The 23,395-nt window shown below is 41.9% G+C and carries 22 protein-coding genes and 2 other annotated features; of the genes, 2 read left to right on the top strand and 20 right to left on the bottom strand.

Going from position 1 to position 23,395, the window contains the following annotated elements; genetic code table 11:
• Positions 1 to 92 precede the first annotated feature (92 nt).
• The 11 genes from FC83_RS03370 to FC83_RS03320 form a co-directional block, all read right to left on the bottom strand.
• Positions 93 to 404 carry a HesB/YadR/YfhF family protein gene (locus FC83_RS03370; RefSeq protein ID WP_057002393.1) on the bottom strand — a complete coding sequence of 104 codons (312 nt, stop codon included), beginning with the start codon at positions 402 to 404 and terminating at the stop codon, positions 93 to 95.
• A gap of 67 nt (positions 405 to 471) precedes the next feature.
• A complete protein-coding gene (locus FC83_RS03365) occupies positions 472 to 1,104 on the bottom strand; it encodes a response regulator transcription factor (protein WP_035452405.1) in 633 nt (210 codons plus the stop codon).
• Positions 1,097 to 2,155 carry a sensor histidine kinase gene (locus tag FC83_RS03360; protein WP_035452403.1) on the bottom strand — a complete coding sequence of 353 codons (1,059 nt, stop codon included), beginning with the start codon at positions 2,153 to 2,155 and terminating at the stop codon, positions 1,097 to 1,099. Before FC83_RS03360 ends, FC83_RS03365 begins: the two co-directional genes overlap by 8 nt.
• A complete protein-coding gene (gene liaF / locus FC83_RS03355; RefSeq protein WP_035452401.1) occupies positions 2,152 to 2,901 on the bottom strand; it encodes a cell wall-active antibiotics response protein LiaF in 750 nt (249 codons plus the stop codon). The genes FC83_RS03360 and liaF overlap by 4 nt, the downstream gene beginning before the upstream one ends.
• Positions 2,902 to 3,102: 201 nt before the next feature.
• Entirely contained in the window at positions 3,103 to 3,576 is a 474-nt protein-coding gene (gene greA / locus FC83_RS03350) for a transcription elongation factor GreA (RefSeq protein WP_035452399.1), read from the bottom strand.
• Positions 3,577 to 3,771: 195 nt separating this feature from the next.
• On the bottom strand, positions 3,772 to 4,917 hold the full coding sequence (gene mltG, locus FC83_RS03345) for an endolytic transglycosylase MltG (RefSeq protein ID WP_035452398.1): 1,146 nt from the start codon (positions 4,915 to 4,917) through the stop codon (positions 3,772 to 3,774).
• Positions 4,918 to 5,002: 85 nt separating this feature from the next.
• Positions 5,003 to 7,420, bottom strand: coding sequence for a phenylalanine--tRNA ligase subunit beta (gene pheT, locus FC83_RS03340; RefSeq protein ID WP_035452397.1), 2,418 nt, complete (start codon positions 7,418 to 7,420; stop codon positions 5,003 to 5,005).
• A gap of 6 nt (positions 7,421 to 7,426) precedes the next feature.
• Positions 7,427 to 8,473: a phenylalanine--tRNA ligase subunit alpha gene (pheS, locus tag FC83_RS03335; protein ID WP_057002392.1), complete on the bottom strand. Its 1,047-nt coding sequence runs from the start codon at positions 8,471 to 8,473 to the stop codon at positions 7,427 to 7,429.
• Between the two features lie 52 nt (positions 8,474 to 8,525).
• Positions 8,526 to 8,737, bottom strand: a binding site (T-box leader).
• Between the two features lie 42 nt (positions 8,738 to 8,779).
• Positions 8,780 to 9,148 carry a winged helix-turn-helix transcriptional regulator gene (locus FC83_RS03330; protein WP_057002391.1) on the bottom strand — a complete coding sequence of 123 codons (369 nt, stop codon included), beginning with the start codon at positions 9,146 to 9,148 and terminating at the stop codon, positions 8,780 to 8,782.
• Between the two features lie 73 nt (positions 9,149 to 9,221).
• Complete coding sequence (locus tag FC83_RS03325; RefSeq protein WP_057002390.1) at positions 9,222 to 9,725, bottom strand: HD domain-containing protein; 504 nt, start codon at positions 9,723 to 9,725, stop codon at positions 9,222 to 9,224.
• A 79-nt stretch (positions 9,726 to 9,804) separates the two neighbouring features.
• Positions 9,805 to 10,563: a TrmH family RNA methyltransferase gene (locus FC83_RS03320; RefSeq protein WP_035452396.1), complete on the bottom strand. Its 759-nt coding sequence runs from the start codon at positions 10,561 to 10,563 to the stop codon at positions 9,805 to 9,807.
• 72 nt (positions 10,564 to 10,635) lie between these two features.
• Between FC83_RS03320 and FC83_RS03315 the strand changes: the two genes are divergently transcribed.
• Positions 10,636 to 10,914, top strand: coding sequence for an acylphosphatase (locus tag FC83_RS03315; RefSeq protein ID WP_052004596.1), 279 nt, complete (start codon positions 10,636 to 10,638; stop codon positions 10,912 to 10,914).
• A gap of 69 nt (positions 10,915 to 10,983) precedes the next feature.
• Positions 10,984 to 11,973: a membrane protein insertase YidC gene (gene yidC / locus FC83_RS03310; protein WP_057002389.1), complete on the top strand. Its 990-nt coding sequence runs from the start codon at positions 10,984 to 10,986 to the stop codon at positions 11,971 to 11,973.
• Between the two features lie 33 nt (positions 11,974 to 12,006).
• On the opposite strand, the gene hemC is transcribed toward yidC, so the two are convergent.
• The 9 genes from hemC to gndA all read right to left on the bottom strand — a co-directional run bounded on the left by hemC (position 12,007) and on the right by gndA (position 23,380).
• Positions 12,007 to 12,930 carry a hydroxymethylbilane synthase gene (hemC, locus tag FC83_RS03305; protein WP_057002388.1) on the bottom strand — a complete coding sequence of 308 codons (924 nt, stop codon included), beginning with the start codon at positions 12,928 to 12,930 and terminating at the stop codon, positions 12,007 to 12,009.
• Complete coding sequence (gene cobA, locus FC83_RS03300) at positions 12,902 to 13,954, bottom strand: uroporphyrinogen-III C-methyltransferase (RefSeq protein ID WP_057002387.1); 1,053 nt, start codon at positions 13,952 to 13,954, stop codon at positions 12,902 to 12,904. The genes hemC and cobA overlap by 29 nt, the downstream gene beginning before the upstream one ends.
• Positions 13,955 to 13,956: 2 nt before the next feature.
• Entirely contained in the window at positions 13,957 to 14,274 is a 318-nt protein-coding gene (locus tag FC83_RS03295; protein ID WP_035452393.1) for a Rieske 2Fe-2S domain-containing protein, read from the bottom strand.
• Positions 14,275 to 16,731: a nitrite reductase large subunit NirB gene (nirB, locus tag FC83_RS03290; RefSeq protein ID WP_035452392.1), complete on the bottom strand. Its 2,457-nt coding sequence runs from the start codon at positions 16,729 to 16,731 to the stop codon at positions 14,275 to 14,277.
• A 116-nt stretch (positions 16,732 to 16,847) separates the two neighbouring features.
• A complete protein-coding gene (locus tag FC83_RS03285; protein WP_035452390.1) occupies positions 16,848 to 17,291 on the bottom strand; it encodes a precorrin-2 dehydrogenase/sirohydrochlorin ferrochelatase family protein in 444 nt (147 codons plus the stop codon).
• 110 nt (positions 17,292 to 17,401) lie between these two features.
• A complete protein-coding gene (locus FC83_RS03280; RefSeq protein WP_035452389.1) occupies positions 17,402 to 19,030 on the bottom strand; it encodes a peptide ABC transporter substrate-binding protein in 1,629 nt (542 codons plus the stop codon).
• 53 nt (positions 19,031 to 19,083) lie between these two features.
• Positions 19,084 to 19,335: a binding site (T-box leader), on the bottom strand.
• Between the two features lie 97 nt (positions 19,336 to 19,432).
• Positions 19,433 to 20,986, bottom strand: a complete 1,554-nt coding sequence (locus FC83_RS03275; protein ID WP_057002386.1) for a HAMP domain-containing sensor histidine kinase — start codon at positions 20,984 to 20,986, stop codon at positions 19,433 to 19,435.
• A gap of 30 nt (positions 20,987 to 21,016) precedes the next feature.
• On the bottom strand, positions 21,017 to 21,703 hold the full coding sequence (locus FC83_RS03270) for a response regulator transcription factor (RefSeq protein ID WP_057002385.1): 687 nt from the start codon (positions 21,701 to 21,703) through the stop codon (positions 21,017 to 21,019).
• Between the two features lie 255 nt (positions 21,704 to 21,958).
• Positions 21,959 to 23,380 (bottom strand): NADP-dependent phosphogluconate dehydrogenase, encoded by a 1,422-nt coding sequence (gene gndA / locus FC83_RS03265; protein WP_057002384.1) that lies wholly within the window; start codon positions 23,378 to 23,380, stop codon positions 21,959 to 21,961.
• Positions 23,381 to 23,395: the final 15 nt, after the last annotated feature.

Raw genomic sequence — 23,395 nt, 5'->3', positions numbered from 1 at the left:
CCAGCATGTTACCGTGCAAATTCAAGAAAACTAAATTTTTGAACTTGCACGAACAATGGCTGGTCGTTTTGTTATATCAAAATATGATTCAATTAAGATGCTGAATGGGCTGGTGTTGCTTCAAAATGATAGATTGGTTCATCTTTTTGCGCATCATAATCAACTTGCAAATCATAGCCGGCAAAAAACCAGTCATCAGTTTGATCAATCGAAAAGATTAAACTATCAATTTCAGTTCTGACCAAGGGCTTGGTGGCAATTTCCTTGGCAATGCCAATTGAGAAGCCCTCATGGACGTTGGTGCGCCCATATACTTTACCGAAAAAACGGATACCTTCTCCTGGCTGTAGGTTCATCTCATCTTTAAACCACTTAATCGCAGCATCTGAAACGGTTATTTCCATCATTTGGACCCCTTTTCTATTCAACGTCAGCAACATCTTGATTATACCAGAAATATGTAAAACTTAGCTAAGAAACCAACCCATGTTTAAAAGCATAAATGGCCGCTTGCGTGCGATCTTCCACTTGTAGTTTAGATAAAATGTTAGAAACATGCGTTTTAACGGTCTTTAAGGTAATAAACAAGGCATCAGCAATTTCTTGGTTACTTTTACCTTGGGCAATCAATTGCAAAACTTCCCGTTCACGATTTGTTAAATCATCGTAAAGTTCCGTTTTATTTTGATTGGAAATGTGATTCATCATTTTAGTAGTGACTTCTGGTTCTAAAACAGATTCGCCGGCATAAGTTTGCCGAATGGCTTTGGCAATTTCCTCAGCTGTCGAAGTCTTTAAAATATAAGAAGCCGCCCCTGCTTCAATTGCAGGATAGACTTTTTCATCATCAATAAAGCTGGTGAGAATAATAATCTTAGCTTCCGGCCAGTCTTTTAAAATGGTTTTTGTTGCTTCGATCCCATCCATTTCAGGCATGACCACATCCATCAAAATAACATCAGGATGAGTTTCTAAGGCTTTTTTGACACCAATTGCCCCATTGTCGGCTTCACCGACAACTTCAATATCATCTTGAATCCCCAGATAAGTGGATATCCCTAAGCGAACCATTTCATGGTCATCTACAATCAACACTTTAATCAATTTGCCCCTGCTCCTTTATGATCGGTATACGAATTTCAACACTGGTACCTTTCCCTGGAAAACTAATCATCTTAAATGCCCCACCAATGGCACTGCTACGCTCTTTAATATTACTTAGACCATAACTACCGGCCTCAGCAACTTTATCCATATCAAAACCAACCCCATCATCCATAACTTTAAGCAAGATAACTTGATTGACCTCTTTAAGATAAACATCGATACGGGAGGCCTTGGCGTGGCGTAATGTATTTGAAAATAATTCTTGAACAATTCTAAATAAATTATCTTCCACACCAGCCGGTAAATGGACATCGTCTAAATCAGTGTGAATATCAATTTTAATTTTGGTTTGAAGTTCCTTAACTAAAGACTCGATGCCTTCCCGCAAGCTCTTGCCTTCCAAATTCGTTGGCCGTAGATGCAACAATAAAGCCCGCATTTCAGATTGTGCCTCGTTAATGACCCGTTCAATCGTGGCCACCTGCTTCACAAAACCCGCGTTGTTGGTCTGCTTTTGAACGCTTTCATTTAAGGCTGACAGCATCATCATGGCGGCAAATAACTGTTGGCTCACCGAGTCATGTAACTCCCGAGCTAAGCGATGCCGTTCTTCTTCTAAAATCTGTTCTTTAGATTGCCCAGAAACATCAATAGGCTGCTCAGAATAAATTTGAACTTCTTGTTGCAATTTTACCAGTTGCTGGCGTAATTCTTCAAGTCCGGCGCCGATGCGATCGCCATCATTGTCTGGTTTGAAAATACCATCTTGATATTGCTGGGCCACCAACCGTTGCACTTTCCGATTGATTTCTCCATATTGCCGCCGTTCAGAAGCAAAAGATACCAGCATGGCAACAAAGCCGGTTAAAATAGCTAGTAATAGTAAATAAACAATTAACGGGACCTCAAAAACAGTGGTCCCTAAAAATACCAGTAGACCACTTAAGTTATTTGTGGGGATAAAATAAGCCAAACTGATAGTACTCATGAGAATTAATACTGAAAAAGTCGTCACAAGAAATACTGCAAATCTAGATGACCGCGTCATACGTAAATCACCTCAAGGTCACCAATCCAAACACTGGTAATAATACGCAACTCCCGATTATCTTCTTCATTATTCAGAGTCATCGTAATCGACTCATTGCGTAAATCATAGGTTTGATCGTCTAATTTAAGTTTACCAAAAAGGGCGCAGTGATTAATGCGAACCTTCGTGCCAACGGGCACCAGGATCCGGGTTCGACCAAAGCTCTTTCTTAGCACAATAACATTTTCTCTATCCGGTGGCAATAGCGTGTTGCCCAGGTCCACAATTGTATCCCCAGCAATAATCGTTAAATTAATATCATCCCAAGTATAAATTTGGCTGCCTATATTCAAATCACCAAACCAGCGTTGCTGTTTGACGGTGATATCATCATCTGAAGTTTGACGCTCACCAGTTGGTGCCACATAGCCCTTTTGATTCCAAGGCATATAGCTACTGAGATTATGTTTGGTTTTACGCCAACTGCCAAAAATAATCATGGCAAAAAAGAAGAAAACCAATAGTAAAAACCAGAAGCTGATATTTTGCCCCAAGGCCAATAACACTAAAAAAGCACCGGTAATCTTGGCAAAACCCAGCGTTTGATAGGGCGGCAATTTGGCTTTTTTCTTAGGATGGTGCAATAACAAAATGACCCCAATGATCAACAATACCAAAGCCCCGGGATTATTAAAAATTTGCCAGCCAAGAATGGCTAAAACAAAACTGATGACAATGGCAAAAGCAGTCCAAATACCACTCATAAAAAATACTCCCTTAAAAAAATTTCTAAATAGCTTATGCCTATATTATAGCAAGCCTACTTCATTTACCCTAACCAATTGCGACGGATATTACCTGGGGCTAAAGACTGAAAATTTTGTAATAAATCCTAACCTGATCTCAAAAAAATAAGATTGAGTCCAAAACACTGTTTTGTCTCAATCTCTAATTTTTAATATAGACTATTCAACTTTGGTAATGGTAACATCCATACTCCCACCAGGGGTAGTGATTTGAACTTTATCTCCCATATGCCGGCCGAGTAACCCTTGGGCGATTGGGGATTCGTTAGAAATCTTCCCAGCGATGGGGTCGGATTCAGCAGCCCCTACAATTTGGTAAGTTTCAGGATCATCATCACCATCTTCAAGGAAAGTTACCTTCTTGCCAACGGATACTTCATCTTCGTCAACATCATTGGCATCCACAACGTCAGCAAAGCGAATCATCTCTTCAACTTGCGAAATTCTTGATTCAACCACACTTTGTTCATCCTTGGCAGATTCATATTCAGAGTTCTCAGATAGATCCCCAAAGCCGCGAGCGATTTTAATTCGTTCAATGACTTCTGGTCGTTTTTTAGTTTTTAAATCTTCTAATTCTTGTTCCAGCTTTTCTTTACCTTCTGCTGTCATTGGAAAAGACTTTTGTGCCATATAATACACCTCATTATAGATTCTGATTTAACAAATTAAAAATGATACTACAAATAGCTATCTTATGGACTTACAAACTATTTGTCAATAACTTTAAATGTAAACTTGATTGAAAATTTGGACTACTGCAAAAGGCTGGGACAATATAAGATTGCCCTCAGCCTTTTGTATCGACACTTTAAGTGTTGAAAATGCTTATTGATCCAGTGATGAATTTGTTGTCAAATGCTGGTCATAGGTATGACTATAGTAAACCTTACCAGTCTTTAAATCAGCCACAAAGTACAAATAATCCTGATTTCGATCAGCCGGATTCAACACAGCTTGAATAGATTGCAAACTTGGTGAGTTGAACGGTCCGGGCCCATAACCTTTATTTTTATACAGATTATAAGGCGATTTCACAGCGGTATCTTTATTAGTCAAATGTTCCTTATGGGTATTCAAGGCGTACATGACTGAAATATCGGACTGAATTGGCATGTCAATATCTAGACGATTAAAGAAAACACCCGCAATCTTTTTACGATCCGTGTTAGTTACCCCTTCGCGCTCTACTAATGATGCCAGCGTTAATGTCTCTTGCACGGTCATATCATCGCTGCTAATTTTACTGTAATAAGGCGTCATAACTTGATTCATCTTCAAAATCATGCCATCTACTAAAGTACGCAAGGTATCCCCTTGATAAATATCATAGCGTGCCGGGAATAAATAGCCCTCTAAATGGTAACGCACATTTTTAGTTGCCATGGTTGAATCTAACAATTTTGGATATTTCTTTTGTAGCTTCTTCAAGTAACTTTCATCTTTCATTAGCTTCAAAAAGTCAGATTTCTTGAACTTGGTTTCTTTTTGAATGGCATCCCCAATTTGATCAATGGTGACCCCTTCTTTAACGGTCACCTTAGCCATGACCTTCTTCTCTGGTCCCTGTTGCAATTCACTGGTGATCTGAGATAAGGTTTGAGAAGGTGAAAATAGGTAAGTTCCCGCTTGGAAATCGGAAAAATTGTGGGTTTTGACATAATAGTTAAAAACCGTAGCACTTTTAATGACGTTTTTATTTTCCAATCTTGTGGCTACCTCTTTATTGGTCGACCCGATTGGAATTTTAACGGTTACTTGTGCCTTACTGCTGGGATTCAAAGGCTTCAGCGAACTGCTGATATAGTGGTACGTCGTAAAGCCTAAGATCACAATCAACACAATTAATACACCGATGATCCATGTGACAATCCGATTTGCAGCCTTTTTCTCGGTCCGACGTTGCGTCTTTCGCTTTTGCGCGGCAGCCTTTAAATCCGACTTGGAATTATCTTTATTGTTATCTTCACGCAAAGTTAGCCCTCCTGAAATGCTTAATCTAGAATATTATACAAGACTTAGCTAAAATTTGCACTAGATATTAATTGTTGATTAGAAATTACCGAATTTCTGCATGCAATGTTTCAGTTAAATAAGCAATGATATGCGTCATTTGTTCGTTGATTTCACTTTCAGTCAACGTGGCTTCTGGATTTTGGAAGGTCAAACTATAAGCTAAGGACTTATGGCCAGCTTCAATATTCTTGCCAGCATAAACATCAAATAAGTGGATATTTTGTAAGTGCTGCCCACCCCGGCGTTTAATAATGGCTTCAACTTGCGCATTAGTTACCGTATCTGGTAATAAAACGGCAATATCGCGACTGGTAGCCGGATATTTAGGCGCTGATTGGGAAACTAAGGTAGTAGTCGGCAAAGCTAACAACGTGGATAAATCTAATTGGAAGACATAAGTTTCAGGAATAGCATAAGCCTTTGCAGTAGCCGGATGAACTTGGCCAATGAAACCAACAAATTGCTCGCCCACATACACATCTGCACAACGACCAGGATGTAATTCAGGCCGGTCAGTGTTGGCAACGTAACTAATGTCCCCTGTGTAGTCATGATCAGCTAAATACGTATCTAAAATACCCTTGAGGTAGTAAAAGTCCACTACTTGTTTGCCTTGGGCCCAGTTATCACCACTGACTAACCCAGTTACAGCACCAGCTAAATATTCCCGTTCAATTGGCCGAATTTGGCCCGCTTTTTTAGTAAAGGCGCGACCCTGTTCGTAAATAGCCAAATCAGTTTGATTACGGGCCACATTATAAGCAATATCATTCAATAAACCACTCACTAGATTTAAGCGTAAATAAGCATGATCTTCTGTCATTGGCCAATCTAATTTTGTAAGGGCCGTGTCCGCAGTCATGGTAAATTGCTGTGCTTTGGCTCTGGTAGTTAAAGCATAACTAATAACTTCCGATAAACCCGCACTTTGCAACAATGTTTTGCTGCGCCGAATGAAACGCTGTTGTGGATTGAATTTACCAGGTGTCATGGCAATCTTAGGCAAAGTAGCAGGCAAGTTGTCATAGCCATACATCCGTGCCACTTCTTCCACCAAGTCAGCTTCGATACTAATGTCCCAACGCCGTGGTGGCACAGAAACCGTCATCAGATCTGTATCTGAAATGGTCACGCCAAAACCTAGATTTTCGAAAATGGCTTGAACTTGCGGCAAAGTTAATTCGGTTCCTAAGATATGATTAATCCGCGCTAGGCGAATAGCAATGACCGCGTCTTTAGGCTGAATATCATTGCCTACTAAAATGCCTTGAGCTACAGCGCCGTCAGCTAATTGCGCCAGTAAACTTGCAGCTGCATTGAGGGCATCGGTCACGGAAGCTGTATCGATCCCTTTTTCAAAACGGGTAGAGGCATCTGTTCTTAAATTATGACGTTGGGCCGTTTTACGGATCCGGGTACCATTAAACACAGCGGCTTCCAAAACAACGGTCTTGGAGCTAGCAGTGATTTCAGAATCTAAGCCCCCCATGACCCCGGCAATGCCGGTTGGAATTACGCCATCGGTAATGACAATATCTTCAGGGTCTAATTGATGGCCTTCCCCATCCAAAGAGGTGATCACTTCACCAGCTTTAGCATCCCGAACCAATATTTCTTTACGGGTCAATTTATCGTAGTCAAAGGCATGCATCGGCTGTCCGTAAGCAAGCATAATGTAATTGGTGATATCAACCACGTTATTGATTGGCCGAATCCCTGCGTTCCATAAGTGAATCTGCAGCCACATGGGACTTGGTTTAATTTGGACGTTTTCTACGATCCGCAAATAATAACCCGGCACAACAGCCTTATTCTCAACGGAAACCCTCAGTAAATCTTGGGCTTTGGTATTTGTTTCGGTAAGTTCAGGTTGTTTGAAAGTTGGCTTTTCATGATACATCGCCCCAACTTCCCAAGCCGTCCCGTGCATTCCTAATGTATCCGCACGATTAGGCGTAATATCGAAATCTAAAATGGCATCATCCATCCCCAGATACTTGAAAACAGGCTCGCCAACTTTAACGGGTTCAGTGAAAACATAGATACCATTGGCATATTCTTTAGGCACGACATTGTCAGGAAAACCTATTTCTTGTAAGGCACAAATCATACCTTTAGATTCTACACCCCGCATTTTACTTTTCTTGATTTTGACATTATTGGCAATACGTGAGCCTGGTAGGGCTACGATAACATCTTGGCCCGCTGCGACATTGGGCGCCCCACAGACAATTTGATAGGGTTCGCTTTCACCAACCTCGACCTGGCAAATATTTAAATGATCAGAATCAGGGTGCGGTTCGATTGAATTGACATGCCCAACGACAATCTTCTTTAATCCTTTGTCCGGATAGCGCACACCCGCAACTTCGATACCGGTTAAAGAAACCTTATCAGCCAGAACATCTGGATTTTCATTTAAGTTAATATATTCTTGAAGCCATTTGTAAGAAATCTTCATGAAAAATTAATCCTCCACTTTGAATTGATGTAAGAAACGAATATCGTTTAAGTAGAATTCCCGAATATCATCAATGCCATACTTCAGCATGGCAAAGCGATCAGGGCCTAACCCAAAGGCAAAGCCACCATAGATTTTAGAATCAATCCCGGCATTTTCAATGACATTGGGATGAACCATCCCAGCACCAAGTACTTCAATCCAGCCAGTATATTTGCAAACGGCACAGCCTTTACCACCGCACTTAAAGCAAGATACATCAACTTCAACAGATGGCTCCGTGAACGGGAAATAACTTGGTCGCAGCCGAATTTTCCGATCAGCACCAAAAACATGTTTTGCTAAAACTTCTAGTGTTCCCTTTAAATCTGCCATAGTAATGTGTTTATCCACTACCAAGCCTTCAATTTGATGGAATTGATGGGAATGCGTGGCATCATCTGTGTCCCGCCGATAAACCCGGCCGGGACTGATCATCTTCAAAGGGCCTTGGTTAAAATCGTGTTTTTCTAATGTCCGGGCCTGTACCGGCGAGGTATGAGTCCGCATTAAGACTTCATTGGTGATATAAAAAGTATCCTGCATATCCCGAGCCGGGTGATCCTTAGGCATATTCATCATTTCGAAATTATAGTGGTCTTCTTCAACTTCAGGGCCATCGACGACTTGGTAGCCCATGCCAATGAATAATTCTTCAATATCGTTTTGAACTTGCGTCAAAACATGACTTGTGCCAATTTCAACCGGCCGGCCGGGTAACGTGACGTCAATGGTTTCAGCACTTAATTGCTCGTTTAATAATTGCGTTTGTAGCTCTTGTTTCTTAGTTTCAATAGCTGCCGTTAAACTATCCCGAACTTCATTAGCAAAACTGCCCACTTGCGGCCGTTCTTCAGCGCTTAAGTCTTTCATCCCCCGCAGTACATTGGTGATTGGGCCTTTTTTACCTAACAAACTAACCCGGATATCATTTAACACTTTTGTTGAATCCACAGTTTTAATTTGGGCTAAACCCTTTTCTTTTAACTGCTCTAAATCACTTTTCAAGCTCATAATTGAAGTTCCTTCCATATTGTTATTTCCAGACAAAAAAAGACCCCATCCAGCAAGGGACGAGGTCTACGCGCGGTACCACCCTAATTTACAACGCAAAAATACGTTATACACTTCATGTTTAACGGCCACTCAACCGGAACACTTTTTAGGTGCCGACTCAGGAAGTGAATTCCCAGTATAAGAATTGGGCTTCATCTCAGAAAAAAGAAGCTTCTCTAATCAACCCTTACAACTGGTACTACTTTCCTTCAACGTCTTTCAATATAAAAATATGATACCGCAATTCCATTTTTTGTCAAATCACTACTCACATTCTGCAGCGTCAATAAAATTATCTGACCACTGATGAATTGCCGCCATGACAGGTCCGAGTGCTTGGCCCTTATCGGTTAAGCGATATTCGATCAGCCCAGAATCACAGTGGGTCAACCGCTGAACTAAATGCTCAGCCTCTAATTCTTTCAAACGTTCTACTAAAACACGATCACTACATTTCGTAATGTTACTGGATAGATCCTTAAAACGCAACGTCCCATTTTCTAACAATACATCAATAATTAGGCCGTTCCATTTCTTGCCTAGAATGGAGAAGGTCTTTGTGAACTTGGGACAAAGTTGAAATTGTTCACTTTGGCAGGGTACTGCCAGCTCAGTCTTTGTTTGTTCAACCATGCTCTCACCTCTACTTATTAAAAATAAGTATAAACAAAAAGGCTGCATATAGCAACCTTTTTGCTGTAAAACCTTATGAAATTGAGACACCAAACCGGCGTTTGATTTTAGCAGCAGCCCGATGATACAATGGATCGCCAACTTCTTCTAACGCGCAGTAATCATCAACCAAGGTCACAACCCAGCTTTCCTTGTATTTTGGCAAAGCCAAAGTCGCGCCAAACATATGCTTGATGATAATATCTTTTTCCATTGGGGTTAGATCTGTTAACTTTTCAGCGTTACGCAAAGCAATTCTGGGATGCACATAGGCGTGTGTCCCCAAATCAAATTTGGTATTGCGCCAATCATAATAAAACAAATCGTGTAACAACCCAGCTCGAGCAAGTGCTCTAGTGTTTAAATTTAATTTCTTACCTAATAAATAGCTTCGATATGATACGTGAATTGAGTGTTCTAAGCGGTTAGAATAATAATGCTGGGTAAACTCTGCCAACTTTAAAACCTCATCACGTTGCAGTAGATCTGATACCAATGCGACATATTCAGAATCATTTTGCCAACTTTTCTCTGACATTCACAAACTCCCTTTTTGACAGTCACATAACCTTGAGCAACCAAATTATATCATGTTTTAGCCCCAAAGCAAAGCGGTATCATTGGTGTAATTGAAACATTAAAATGCCAGCAGCTACCGCAGCATTCAAAGATTCAGCCGCACCCGTAATTGGGATATATAAATTTTGTATCGTTGCTTTTAATAAGTCTGGTGCCATCCCATTACCTTCGTTGCCAATGACCAAGGCGAAATCAGTGACGGGCCCCACATCGCGAAAACTAACTGTATTGTCCCCTAAAGCTGTGCCATAGATAGGAATGTTTTGGGCCTTAAAAGTTAACAAAGTTGCCATCAAATCGGCTTTGTACAGGGCAATATGGAACTGACTCCCCTGCATGCCCCGCAACGTCTTGGGATGATATGCCGAGACCGTATTTGAGCCAAAAATAACCCCTGTAAAACCAGCCGCATCTGCTGTCCGAACCAAAGTGCCCACATTGCCGGGATCTTGCAAATCATCTAGCCATAACCAAGCCCCCTTGATTGTGGTCGGTAAAGTTGGCGTTAAAATTGGTAATACAGCAAAAACACCCTGATCGGTCTTCGTATCAGCTAAGTGCTTGCTGACCGCATCACTAATTAGAATTGTCTCAAAATCCCCAAGAAAAGTTGGATTGGCATCTAACGTGGTTTGGGTCACCAATAGTTGTTGAATCGGCGCTTGGGCCTTGATAGCCTCCGTAATTTCATGACGACCTTCGAGGAGATAAAGTCGTTCTTTTTTTTGGTATTTTGTCTGCTTTAATTTGATTATATTCTTAATTGTATCATTTTTAGGTGAATCAATAATTTTCAAAGTGTTCTCCTTTTTGAACTGTTCGTAGTATGATATCTATTGTAGCAATAATTCATAAGGATGTGTATACAAATGCAAAGAGGCGTTTCTCTAACTGTCTTTGGCCGAGTTCAAGGTGTGGGCTTTCGCTATACCACGGTGATGCTGGCCAATAAGTTTAATATCAAAGGTACGGTTAAAAACAATTCCGACAACAGTGTTTCGATTCAAGCTGTGGGTGAAACCCGCAATTTACAAGCCTTTGTCACGGCTATCAAGGCAGGTCCATCCCCTTATGCCCGGGTGCAAAAAGTATTGGAACAGGAACTACGACCTTTGCCCGATTTTGGGCAATTCAACGTAATTGGCTGAAAATCAGTTGAAATGTCCCTTACCATAACGTATAGTATTTTTTGGACCTATCTATGAAAGGAACGGAAAATGAAAAATAAAAAAACCAAATACATACTACTCGTTTTGACGGCAGTTGTTTTATTGACCGTCTTAAGTGGTTGTAATGTTCAAAATGTTTACCGTACCGGGCAAAAACCACCTACTGGTATGATTTACGGGACACTTTATAATGTATTAGCCCTGCCAATGCAACATTTGATCAATTGGACTGCTGATTTGATTGGTGGCCCCAGTGGTTATGGTTGGGGTATTTTAATCATCACTTTCATCGTGCGCTTAGCCATCTTACCATTGATGCTGTATCAATCTAATAAATCCACGACCCAGCAAGAAAAAATGCAACGGGTCCAACCCCAATTGACTTTGATTCAAAATGCCATGCGGGAAAATAAAACTCCTGATGCCCAGACCCAATTATCCCAACTTCAAATGAAAGTCTATCGGGAGAACAATTTGAGTTTAACCGGCGGTATCGGCTGTTTGCCTTTAATTATTCAATTTCCATTTATGATTGCCATCTATCAAGCCGTGATGTATTCCCCAGAAATTTCTTCAGCCCATTTCCTTGGCATTAGTTTAGGTGTTTCCAATATTGCCGTTACTATCATTGCCACTTTATTATACGTCTTGCAAAGTTGGATCATGTTACAAACCGTACCAGAGGCGCAAAAGAAAGCGATGCGGATGACGGCCTTGATCAGTCCAGCGACGACCTTCGTCATTGCCATTATTGCCCCTTCTGGCTTGGGTCTTTACTTCTTAGTGGGTGGTATTATTTTCGTCATCCAACAGATCATTGTCAGCTATGTCATGACCCCTAGAATTCGGCGCAACATTGACGCCGAATTGGATAAAAAACCTGTTGTTGAGGTTGTTACCAAGGACGTTATCAACAATTTAGGGCGCACCGCAGCCGCTGGGGCCACTGCCAGCAATACCAATGAATCTCTCGAAAAACTCCATGAACGCAATCGCCGTCGGAATGCTGGTAAACAACAGCGTCCAACGCGTAAATAAATTCTCATTAAAAAAAGATTAAGGCAAATTGTCTTAATCTTTTTTTTGTAGTTGTGTCATCGCGTTTTGAGCCAAAGTGGTGCCTAATTTTTCCGGATCAGCACTTTGACCAGACACATAGGTAAAACGAGCTGGTATAAATTTATCCGCCAAAAATGCTCGGGCTTGGATCTGACCATCATCTGAAACTTCTGCCAGGCAGCCCAAAGGAATGGTACAGTCGCCTTCAAGGGTTTTTAAAAATGCCCGTTCACAACGCATTGCCTGATAATTCTTGACGTCATTAATGCCCTGGAGCAGCTTCACAATCGCCTGGTTTTGTGTTGCACACTCCAGTGCCAGGGTGCCTTGACAAGCTGCTGGGATAAACTGTGCGGTGGGTAAGTCAAAGTGATGTAACTGCCTTTGATCTAACAGCCCGAGACGCTGCAACCCAGCAGCAGCTAAAACAATCCCATCAAAGTCCTGCATAGCCAGCTTCTTCAGACGTGTTGGCACATTGCCCCGAATATTTTTGAGCTTGAAATCTGGGCGTAAGTGGTGCAATAATGTCTGGCGTCTGGGACTACCGGTGCCGATCACCGCCCCTTGGGGTAAATCTTGCCAGTGTTTGAGTTGGCTATCTTTGACCACCAACACATCTTGGGCCAAAGCTCGGGATGGTGTGGCCGCAATGGTTAAACCTGGCGCTAATTTGGCCGGTAAGTCTTTAGCACTATGCACCGCGAAATCAATTTGCTGGTTCAATAATTCTGTTTCAACTTCTCGGACAAATAGCCCATTACTGCCCAGTTGCACCAAGGCTGTATTAGGCTTTAAATCTCCTTTTGTTTTGATAGGCACAACCTCAAAATCCAAAGTTGGATCAATTGCCTGTAAACGCTGAATCACTTCATGGGTTTGGACCAGTGCTAACTTGCTAGCCCGACTACCCACTAAAATCTTCTGTTGCGTCACGTGAATATCCCCTTTTAGCTAAAAATTCTGAAGCCGTTTGAATCTGTTCAATTGGTATTGCTGGTAAATCTAAATTTAACAGCTGCTGTTCAAATAGCACCGCTGAGATGCTCGCCGTCAACAAAACCTGCACCTGCGCCACGTCAACCAACCAAGCTTTAGTAATCGTCTTAAAACGCTGATTTTCTGCCATATCTTGGCTGATCACCCAAACATCAGCCCCTTGGGTTGTGAAAAAAGTAGCCTTTTCATAATTCAATTCCGGTAAAACTAGTAATATTCGCGTGCCAAATAAAGGTTTGGCCGCAAACCAATTGGTATTGGCTTGATAGTCAGCGGCGACTGCCCCAAATAAATAGATGGCTGGGTTTTCAATTTGGCGTTGCTGCATAATGGTCACAAAATCTGCCAGGGTAGCTGGGATGATCTCCTGGCGACCATAACTGACCCAACGGCCAATCAACATGGGTAAATCAGCTGGTAATTGCGTTAACAAACTGGCTTGAATTGCCGGGGCATGTTTCACGCCCATATAGACCACAATTGTCTGTTCTTGCTGTTGTAATGAAATTGGCAGTTGGCCGTCTAACAGTTGGGTCCCTGTTAAAAAAGTTACACCATGGCTGATGCCCCGCTTGGTTAGCGGGATCCCACTATACGCGGCTAATGCGGAAGCCGCAGTGATGCCAGGAATAATTTGGTAAGGTAAACCCGCGGCCTTAATTGGAGCGATCTCTTCATCCAAGCGCCCAAATATGCCAGCGTCGCCACCTTTGAGTCGGACAACATGTTGCTGGGTCTTAGTTGCTTGCAGCAATAAGTTCGTTATCCAATTTTGAGCATGGCCTTTAGAACGAGGGGATTTACCCACACTAACCAACTCAGCTTTTTTGGGGGCCAGTAATAATAATAACGGATTTAAAAGTCGATCGTAAAAAACAATATCAGCTGCCTGCAAAGCTTTCAGGCCGGCCACGGTGATTAAATCAGGATCACCAGCACCAGCACCCACAAAACTAATCATGATTAGTCCACCATTACATACAGCTTACCAGCTTCAATAATCGTTTCATAAGTTGGTACGCCAGCCTTTCCCGCATTTTCTAATAAAGGTTCTCCGTTCAACAAGCTAATCTGCCAGCTGTGCAAGGGGCAAATCACTGCTTTACCCGTGACCATGCCATCTGCCAAAGGGCCTTGGCGATGGGGGCAAATATTGCCTATGGCATAAACTTCGGTGTCACTTAATTTAAAAATAGCCATAGACTGCGCGCCATTTTGCACTTCAAGCCCCATTTTCAGGGGAATATCCGCCATCTCGGCAATGTATGCTTTACGTGTCATTTAGACACCCTCCTTAACGGTTTGGCCCGTGATATCAACCACAGTGTATAAGGCTTGCAAATTTTCTTCATCTTGCAACCGGGCTTGCCAAGGGGCAAGCCCATGACGATAGTCCTGGTAGGCTGCTTTAGCAATGGCTAACCGTTCCAGGTAAGCATTCCGCTGACTATCATCTTTTAACATGGCGATAACATTTTCAACACCGGTTTTTTGTACCACTTTAAAGGTCCGCTGGCCGTAGTGGGCATGTTCGCGATACCATTGTAAATAAGCGCCGAAATAAGTTAAGACTTCAGCTTCAGTTTTAACGGTTGTCAGCAGACTGGCTTCAACCACTTGCGTCCCGTTGTTACCCCCAATATAGAGCTGATAGCCCCCTTCGATGCCAATCACACCAAAGTCTTTAGTCAATACTTCAGCACAATTTCTAGGGCAGCCCGCAACACCCAACTTCACTTTATGGGGCGTGTCGATCCCCACATAATTTCGATCAATCTTTTCGGCCAAGCCTGCAGAATCAATCGTCCCAAAACGGCACCAGTCTTGACCCACACAAGCTTTAACTTCGCGAGTTGCTGTTTTTTCATAAGCTTCCCCAGAATCCATATCTAAGTCATGCCAAACCTTAGGCAGATCTTCTTTGCGAATACCGTATAGCCCAATACGTTGGGCATTCACGACTTTGATCATTGGTACATGGAACTTCTCGGCTACCTTGGCAATTTTAATCAACTGTTCTGGTGAAGTCTTCCCGCCAGCCATCCGTGGAATCACTGAGAAGGTCCCATCTTTTTGAATGTTCGCTAAATAGCGTTCATTGGCCCACCGCGCGGTAATTTCTTCTTGATGTTCAGTTGGAAATAACATATTTAAATAATAATTCAAAGCCGGCCGGCACTTGTCACAGCCCTCTTCAGTTCGCCAATTCAACCCCCGGCGGACAGCCGCAGACGTCAGCCAGTGATTGGCTTTGATCGCAGTGATGATTTCATCATAGCCTAAATCTGTACAAGGGCACATAGTTTCCGTCATGGCTTGCGCTTTATCCCCTAATTCCAATTGCAATAAAGCTTCAATAGTTGGTTTACATTTTCCACAAGAGGTCCCAGCCCGGGTGACCTTTCCCACACCCGTAACTGAAGTGAGTTGTTCTGCTCGGATAGCATCTAAAATAGTACCTTTGCTGACCCCATTGCAGCCACAGACAATTTCATCTAAGGGCATGCTGGCCAAATCCTCAGTGCTATCACTGCCGCCTTCTTTTAAAAGCAACCCAGTCGCCTGATACTGTGCAATTTCATCTTGGCGTTTGATCATGCTGAAATAGCGATTCCCATCACTAACATCCCCATATAAAATCTCACCGCAAACGATGCCGTCTTTTACAAAAATCCGTTTATAAGCGTGGTTGACCCCATCTTGGGCAATAATAGAGCGGACGTCACCATCTTCTTTAATATGACCAGCTGAAATCAAGTCAATTCCTGGCACTTTTAATTCAATGGTCTCTAAGACGGGGCAAAAAGGCTGGGTGGGTTCACCACACAACACATCGGCCACAATTTTAGCCTGGGCATAAGATGGGGCTACTGTCCCCACGAGTTGATCCTCAAATTCAGTACATTCACCAATAGCAAAGATATTATTATCACTGGTCCGCATAAAAGAATCCACGGTAATCCCTCTGGCAACGTTTAACCCTGCTGTTTTGGCCAGGGTAGTTTCTGGTCTGATCCCCAAAGACATCACTACCATTGTCACATCTAGTTGTTGGCCATCATCAAAGGCTAAACCGGCAACCTGGCCTTTGTCGTCTCCTAAAATCGACTTTGTCCGTTTGCCTAAATAAAACTTCAAGCCACGAGCTTCTAAGTCGCGCTGCAACATCTTGCCCGCCGTTTCATCTAATTGGGTGGCCATTAGCCAAGGTGCTAATTCAATGACACTGACTGTCGCCCCTTGATCCACTAGCCCCACGGCGGCTTCTAAACCCAATAGGCCGCCACCAATCACGGCAATATTAGCCCCATTTGCGGCCATTTGTTGCATGTATTTGCCATCTTCAATGCTGCGAAAAGCCACCACATTTTTAAGATCATGCCCCGGCACGGGTAAGATAAAGGGCATCGAGCCAGTGGCCAAAATTAATTTATCATAACTAAAGACTGTCCCAGAACGGGTAGTAACCACTTGCTTAACTGGATCAATCGCGGTAGCCGGATTATCATTGATTAAATTAATATGGTTTTCAGCATACCAGTCATAATCATTGGTAATAATATCCGGCCAATCCATTTCTTTTTCTAAAACTTCAGACAGCAAAATGCGATTATAACCCGGATAATTTTCAGCACCGATAACCGTTATTTCAAATAAATCTGGGTTCGCCCGTAAAATATTATCAACTGCGCGAACCCCTGCCATGCCATTACCAATGACCACTAATTTCTCTGCCATAAGTTGTCTCCTTTTATGTGTATTACTGAACAGACTAATAATTATTTTTCATTATAGCAAAGGAAATAGTAATTAGCGGCGAAAAAATGACCTTCATTTGGAAATAGGGGAATCCCTTACCTCCGTTTATCCTGAAAATAAGCTTTTAGCTCTTCTTTTAAGGCTTTAGTTGCGCGAATATGATGGCCTTCACTGCCGATAAGAATATTCAATTCTTCTTCAACTAATACGGCATAGTTATAAAAGTTGGAATCTTCGTGAGCAGATGTATTATTGACCAATTGATCCCCATTGGCACTGCGCGCGATACGTTGATTTAATTGCAGGGAATTGGTGCAACAAAAGACCATGTCCTTGTCTAATAGATCTCTAAATTGAAATTCCCGTTGTTCGACTTGCTGCACTAATGGCAGGATTTCTGCTTTAATTACAGGCGCCACCACGGTAATATGCGCCCCAGTATCTTGCAGCCCCCGGACTTTTCGCAACGCCACGCGGCCGCCACCAACGATTAATACTTGGTAACCCGATATTTTCAATGCCACTGGATAAGTTTTCATAAAGACCTCCCTATAATTTTCTGGTACTTCTTATTATAGCCACTTATCTAGGCCAAAAACAAAGTCATGATTTTCAAAACCATGACTTTGTTTGATCAATTTTCAGAAAACTACTTAGGCTGTAAGTAGCGATAATCGGCAATTTGACCAAAGGGATGCATTGAAAAACCGGTGAAGCGATTGCTTAGAAGATAAGAAATGCCTTGTTGATAAATTGGGTTAATTGCCGCATCATCTAATAAAACTTTTTCGGCTTGCTGTAGTGTCTTGTAGCGCGCTACTGGCTGGGTGGCTTGAGTAGTCGTGGCCTTTTTAATCAAACTATCGTAGGTCTCATTGCTGTAATGGGAGAAGTTTAATTTTTGACCAGTCGTGTACTGGAACAGCAAAGACATTGGATCCCCATAGTCAGGGGCGTAAGTTCCAAAGGCTAAGTCGTAATTGCCATTTTGTTCAAATTGAATCCGTTGCGCCACGGGAATGGCTTTGATATCAATTTTCAGTCCAGACAAATTTTTCTCATACTGAGATTGTAAAAATTCAGCCACATTTTTAGCTTGGGTCGTGTCGGCAGACAATAGTTCCAGTTCAATTGAATCTTTACCCAGTTCCTTTTTAGCTTTTCGCCACTCGGTTGCCGCTTTTTTAGGACTGTAGTTTAAGAGGTCCCCAGTATCCTGACGATAATCCTTGCCCGTGGTGGGATTCGTGGCTAGGCCCCTGGTAATTAGCCCATTTAAAGGTTTGGAGCCATCTTTTAAGAAATTATTCGTCAATGCCTTCTTATTCACCGCCATAGCTAGAGCTCGTCTTAAATGGACATTCCCGGTATCCGTCCGTTTGTTGTTTAGACTTAAAAAGCCAATAGTTGGACTGGTTTTTTGGTGCAATGATTTAGATCCCGTATATTTTTGAACATTACTATCCCCCACTACGGTATAATCAATACGGCCACTATCAAACAGATTCAAAGCAGTTGTAGTTTCCTTAATGACGGAAACACTTACTTTATCCAACTTAACGCTTTTGGCACCATAATAATTTTTATTTTTCACCAAGGTCCAGGTATCATTAGTTCCCGTCCAACCCTTTAAGACAAAGGGTCCATTTGAAACGGTGTATTTCGCCGCCGTCCCAAATTTGGGACCAACTTTCTCAGCAAATTTTTGATCAATTGGCAAGAAGAATGGACTGGTCAGATATTGTTTAATAAATGGAATGGGATTTTCCAAAGAAATCTCTAATGTTCTAGCCCCAAGTGCCTTGATACCTAATTCTGTGGCAGGTTTTTGATTTAAACGGACAGCTTGCCCATTTTTAATATAGTCAATGGCGCTGGTGGCATACTTTGGCTGGGCTTTGCGGCGCAAGGCATACACAAAATCGTTGGCCGTTACAGCATCCCCGTTGGACCACTTTGCTTTTTTCAAAGTATAAGTATAAACCGTTTTGGCCGCATTTACCTTGGGGTCACCAGCGACTAATCCATTGATGACTTTATTTTTTTGATCATAACGATAAAGGCCTTCAGTGATCTGATCGATCATTTCAGTACTAGTCATGGATGTATGTGAAGCTGGATCCAATGAGTCCAGACTTTGATTGGTGGCGACGCGAAAAGTCTTGCTGCTAGCAGCCTGAACGGTATTGGCGTTCGTTTGCAATAGTGGTTGTAGCGCGCCAATCGAAATAACGCTGGCCGCTAATATAGCTAGTACTTTGGTTTTGAATCTAAACATAAAAAATTTCCTCCTTAATTTTGACAAAAAAATAGCCTTCTTCCCGCAATAAATGCAAGGACGAAAGCTTTAAACTTCGTGTTACCACCTTAATTTGACCAATTCTTGCGAATTGATCCTCACTGAGTGCGGGCCAAGGCCGATACTCGGGCCTGCTAACGGAGGCAGCCGTTATTACTTTGTTAAATACTCAGTAATAATGTGACCCAAAGACCATCTTCAAGTTTGTCTGTTACTATGTCACACCAAGCCATAGCTCTCTAAAAATCAGATCAAACTTTACTCATCTTTTACACAATTGCTTATTAATATATTTGTATTATTCATGATTACTTATTAATTGTCAAGAAAAATAAAAAAATAATATCTAAAAATCAAATTATGATTTTTAGATATTATTTTTTAATCATTTGTGTCATCAGTTGACGTTGCATCGTTGTCGTCGTCTGGGTCAGGCGCTTCTTCTTTTTGAATAGCTAGGGGCACATCGATCCTGAAAATAGAACCTGAGCCCACTGAACTCTCCACGGTAATTTCGCCATGGTAGCTTTCAATAAGTTTCTTAGCAATGGATAATCCCAGGCCATTGCCACCTTTGTCGCGACTTCGAGCTTTGTCCACCCGATAAAAGCGGTCAAAAATATTTTTTCGGTCAGCTTCTGGAATACCCGCACCAAAGTCTTGAATCGCAATGTTGACGAAACGGGAATCTTTAGAAGCAGACATATGGATCTCTTTACGTTTCTCCGAATACTTCACGGCGTTGTCCATCAAGATGATCAAAACTTGTTCCAAGTGATTACGATAAATTTGGACATAAGTTTCATCTTCCAAATCTAAATCTAGCACAATACTAAAATCTGGATGAATCATCTTGAAATTGTTGTAAATCTCTTTTAGTAACCCACTAACCTCTGTCGTTTCATGGGCATAGAGTTCCTCGATTTGATCAGCTTTAGACAAATCCAACATCTCTTGGATTAAATATTTCATGCGCTGAAGCTCCTGTAAAGATGCCTTCAAGGACTCATCCAAGACTTCTGGGTCATCTTTACCCCAACGATTAAGTAACTGCAGATGACCTTCTAAAACTGCCACAGGCGTTCTTAATTCATGGGAAACATCGGTGACGAAACTGCTTTGGGCATCCACGAAACGCTGAGTTTTATCCAGCATATGATTAAATTCAGACGTCAATTCTGATAATTCATCTCCGGAACTTAATTCGGGGATACGCATGGTGGTATTTGGTTCAACTTTTACCACTTGAATTGCATCACTCATTTTCTTGATTGGCACTAGAAAATGGCGAATGATTAAGAATGCCGCAAAACCACCCACAAGGACACCGATCACCGTGAAAATCAGCATAAATAACCGCAGACGGGCCATGTTACTATGAAACCCTTGCATCCCATTGACCACTTGGATATAGCCAATCTTCTTATGCGTTTCAGCGGACTGGACGGCTCGTACCCCCACTAGAACAGTGGTATGGTCAGTTTTTTTAGACCATATCCCCCCGGTTCGATCATCAAGCGGCAGTGACGTTGCTTTTGACGTGAAGAGCTGGGTCCCCTGGGCATTATACACCCCCATGTTAATATCATTGCGAGATAACTTTTGAATCACGGAATCTTGAAAAACATCGGTTTGATCCCAATCAGGTGACGTCGCAATATTAGAGTTATGCACGGTTTCAATATTTAACCGGGGCAATACCTTTGAAATGGTTAAATTAGTCTCAACAGAGGATAACCGCCGATCAACGGCTGTCAAAGTCTCTTGCACCGTTGTCCTTTCCTGGCCAATCAATACATTTTGAACCGTGTAGTAAATGACAAAAGAAAATATCACCAGTGTGCCTAATATAATAAGGGACATCCCAAAGGCCCATTTAGCCTTTAAAGATGTCTTCAAACTCCGATTTCGTTGTTGATTCTCTTGATCTTCCATGGATAATAGAGATCCTCCTCAAACAAAAAACTAGGAACGCATCACATATCCGGTACCACGGACAGTTTGAATGTAGCTAGGCTTGCCAGCGACATCAATTTTATTTCTCAAATAACGAATGTAAACATCTACCACATTCGTTTCAGCGTTAGAATCATAGCCCCAAACTTTACGCAATAACAGTTCGCGGGACAAGACCACGTTGACGTTTTCCATCAATGTTAATAATAATTCATACTCCCGTTTGGTGAGCTCGATAATATCCTCACCCCGACGGACAACGCGATTTTCTTTTTCGATCGTTAAATCACGATAGGTAATTGTGTGTTGCTTATTGGCATTGTGCTCACCTTCAATATCGATCCGCCGTAATAAAGCACGTAAACGTGCTAAAAGTTCCTCAATGGCAAAAGGCTTCACGATATAGTCATCTGCCCCATGATCTAACCCAGATACGCGGTCGATGACAGAGTCTCTAGCCGTCATAATAATAATTGGCGTATTTTTTACCGCACGAACCCGTCTGGCAACTTCTAAGCCATTCAATTCTGGCAACATTAAATCCAGTAAAATGGCATCCCAATCTTCGTTTAAAGCGGCATCTAAACCTGTCCGGCCATTGAAATAAACCTCTGCATCATATCCTTCGTGCTTGAGTTCAAGCTCAACAAAACGGGCTAAGTTTTTTTCATCTTCAATTACTAATACTCTACTCATTAAATTAGTTACACCCCTCATAAAATTCTGGCCTTATCTAAGAAATACATTACGTCTCAGTCTAATTCACCATTTGTCATTTTACCATAATGTTCAAGTTAAAACATTAGTAAAAATGAGAAAACGTCTAAAAAACGCTGTCGACACTTGAATACCGTAAAATTATTATTTTTTAACAACTGACAAAAAAGGCCATGGCAAAACAGGGTTTTGTCCACGACCTTCTTGTAAATTGTGGTTAACTGAATTCAACCTTTATTGTTCTTTGTACCAAGTGTAATGGAAGATACCATCCCGATCCACACGATTATACGTATGTGCTCCGAAATAATCCCGTTGCGCTTGAATCAAGTTGGCTGGCAGAACTTCACTACGATAAGAATCATAATAAGAAATAGCGGCACTAAACCCAGGTGCGGGAATACCAGCTTGAGCTGCTAGCGCAACAACGTCCCGGGTAGATTGTTGATACTTCTTGGCAATGTCGATGAAATATTGATCTAACAATAAGTTTTGCAAGTTAGGGGTGCGGTTATAAGCATCAGTAATCTTTTGCAAGAATTGAGCCCGAATGATACAGCCAGCACGCCAGATCTTCGCAATTTCACCATATTGTAAATCCCATTGATACTTTTCAGAAGCAAACCGCATTTGTTCAAAACCTTGGGCATAACTCATGATTTTACTGAAGTATAAAGCTTCACGAACTTTTTCAATAGTACCCTTCGCATCCTTGATCTCAGGTTTATGATCAGGACCAGGTAATACTTTACTAGCATTGACCCGTTCTTCTTTTAAAGCTGAAATATAACGTGCGTAAACAGCTTCGGTGATCAAGGATTGGGGAACGCCTAATTCCAAGGCATTTTGTGAACTCCACTTACCAGTCCCTTTGTTGCCGGCAGCGTCTAAAATAACATCAACGACTGGTTTGCCAGTGCCTAGATCATCTTTACGGGTCAAAATTTCGGCCGTAATTTCAATCAGGTAGCTTTCAAGTTCGCCTTCATTCCAATCTTTGAACGTATCTGCTAAGTCTTCCACAGAATAATCTAAGACGTTACGCATAATGTTATAACTTTCGGCGATCAATTCCATATCACCATATTCAATCCCATTATGTACCATCTTGACATAATGTCCGGCACCATTGGTCCCAATGTAAGTCACACAAGGTGCACCGTCTTTAGCTTTAGCAGAGATCTGTTCCAAAATAGGGGCAACTAGGTCGTAAGCTTCTTTTTGGCCACCAGGCATCATAGAAGGCCCCTCTAAGGCGCCTAATTCACCGCCAGAAACACCCATACCGATGAAGTTGATGCCAGATTTATCTAACTTAGCATTGCGCCGCATTGTGTCTTCGAAGAAAGTATTCCCACCATCAATCAAAACATCGCCCTTATCTAACAAAGGCAGTAATTCATCAATAACAGCATCAGTCCCAGCACCGGCCTTGACCATCATTAAAATACGTCTTGGCTTCTCTAAAGATTTCACAAAATCTTCAATTGTGTAACTTGGCACTAATTTCTTTTCACTGTGTTCTTTCATGACCGCTTCGGTTTTAGCAGCTGTCCGATTAAAGATGGCAACGGTATAGCCTCTGCTTTCAATGTTTAAGGCCAAATTCTTACCCATGACGGCCATGCCAATGACACCAATTTGTGGTTTATCCATCAACAATCATCCTCC

Source organism: Agrilactobacillus composti DSM 18527 = JCM 14202 (assembly GCF_001436375.1).
GTDB lineage: Bacteria > Bacillota > Bacilli > Lactobacillales > Lactobacillaceae > Agrilactobacillus > Agrilactobacillus composti.
Note: the sequence above shows the minus strand (reverse complement) of the source record. Positions and strands in the feature narration are given on the sequence as shown.

Coding starts and splice junctions, on each gene's coding strand:
- FC83_RS03280 (WP_035452389.1), bottom strand. CDS start 19,030: ATGTTTAGATTCAAAACCAAAGTACTAGCTATATTAGCGGCCAGCGTT.
- FC83_RS03370 (WP_057002393.1), bottom strand. CDS start 404: ATGGAAATAACCGTTTCAGATGCTGCGATTAAGTGGTTTAAAGATGAG.
- FC83_RS03330 (WP_057002391.1), bottom strand. CDS start 9,148: ATGGTTGAACAAACAAAGACTGAGCTGGCAGTACCCTGCCAAAGTGAA.
- FC83_RS03275 (WP_057002386.1), bottom strand. CDS start 20,986: ATGGAAGATCAAGAGAATCAACAACGAAATCGGAGTTTGAAGACATCT.
- pheS (WP_057002392.1), bottom strand. CDS start 8,473: ATGAGCTTGAAAAGTGATTTAGAGCAGTTAAAAGAAAAGGGTTTAGCC.
- FC83_RS03285 (WP_035452390.1), bottom strand. CDS start 17,291: ATGAAAACTTATCCAGTGGCATTGAAAATATCGGGTTACCAAGTATTA.
- nirB (WP_035452392.1), bottom strand. CDS start 16,731: ATGGCAGAGAAATTAGTGGTCATTGGTAATGGCATGGCAGGGGTTCGC.
- greA (WP_035452399.1), bottom strand. CDS start 3,576: ATGGCACAAAAGTCTTTTCCAATGACAGCAGAAGGTAAAGAAAAGCTG.
- FC83_RS03325 (WP_057002390.1), bottom strand. CDS start 9,725: ATGTCAGAGAAAAGTTGGCAAAATGATTCTGAATATGTCGCATTGGTA.
- cobA (WP_057002387.1), bottom strand. CDS start 13,954: ATGATTAGTTTTGTGGGTGCTGGTGCTGGTGATCCTGATTTAATCACC.
- FC83_RS03270 (WP_057002385.1), bottom strand. CDS start 21,703: ATGAGTAGAGTATTAGTAATTGAAGATGAAAAAAACTTAGCCCGTTTT.
- gndA (WP_057002384.1), bottom strand. CDS start 23,380: ATGGATAAACCACAAATTGGTGTCATTGGCATGGCCGTCATGGGTAAG.
- FC83_RS03315 (WP_052004596.1), top strand. CDS start 10,636: ATGCAAAGAGGCGTTTCTCTAACTGTCTTTGGCCGAGTTCAAGGTGTG.
- FC83_RS03360 (WP_035452403.1), bottom strand. CDS start 2,155: ATGACGCGGTCATCTAGATTTGCAGTATTTCTTGTGACGACTTTTTCA.
- yidC (WP_057002389.1), top strand. CDS start 10,984: ATGAAAAATAAAAAAACCAAATACATACTACTCGTTTTGACGGCAGTT.
- FC83_RS03295 (WP_035452393.1), bottom strand. CDS start 14,274: ATGACACGTAAAGCATACATTGCCGAGATGGCGGATATTCCCCTGAAA.
- liaF (WP_035452401.1), bottom strand. CDS start 2,901: ATGAGTGGTATTTGGACTGCTTTTGCCATTGTCATCAGTTTTGTTTTA.
- pheT (WP_035452397.1), bottom strand. CDS start 7,420: ATGAAGATTTCTTACAAATGGCTTCAAGAATATATTAACTTAAATGAA.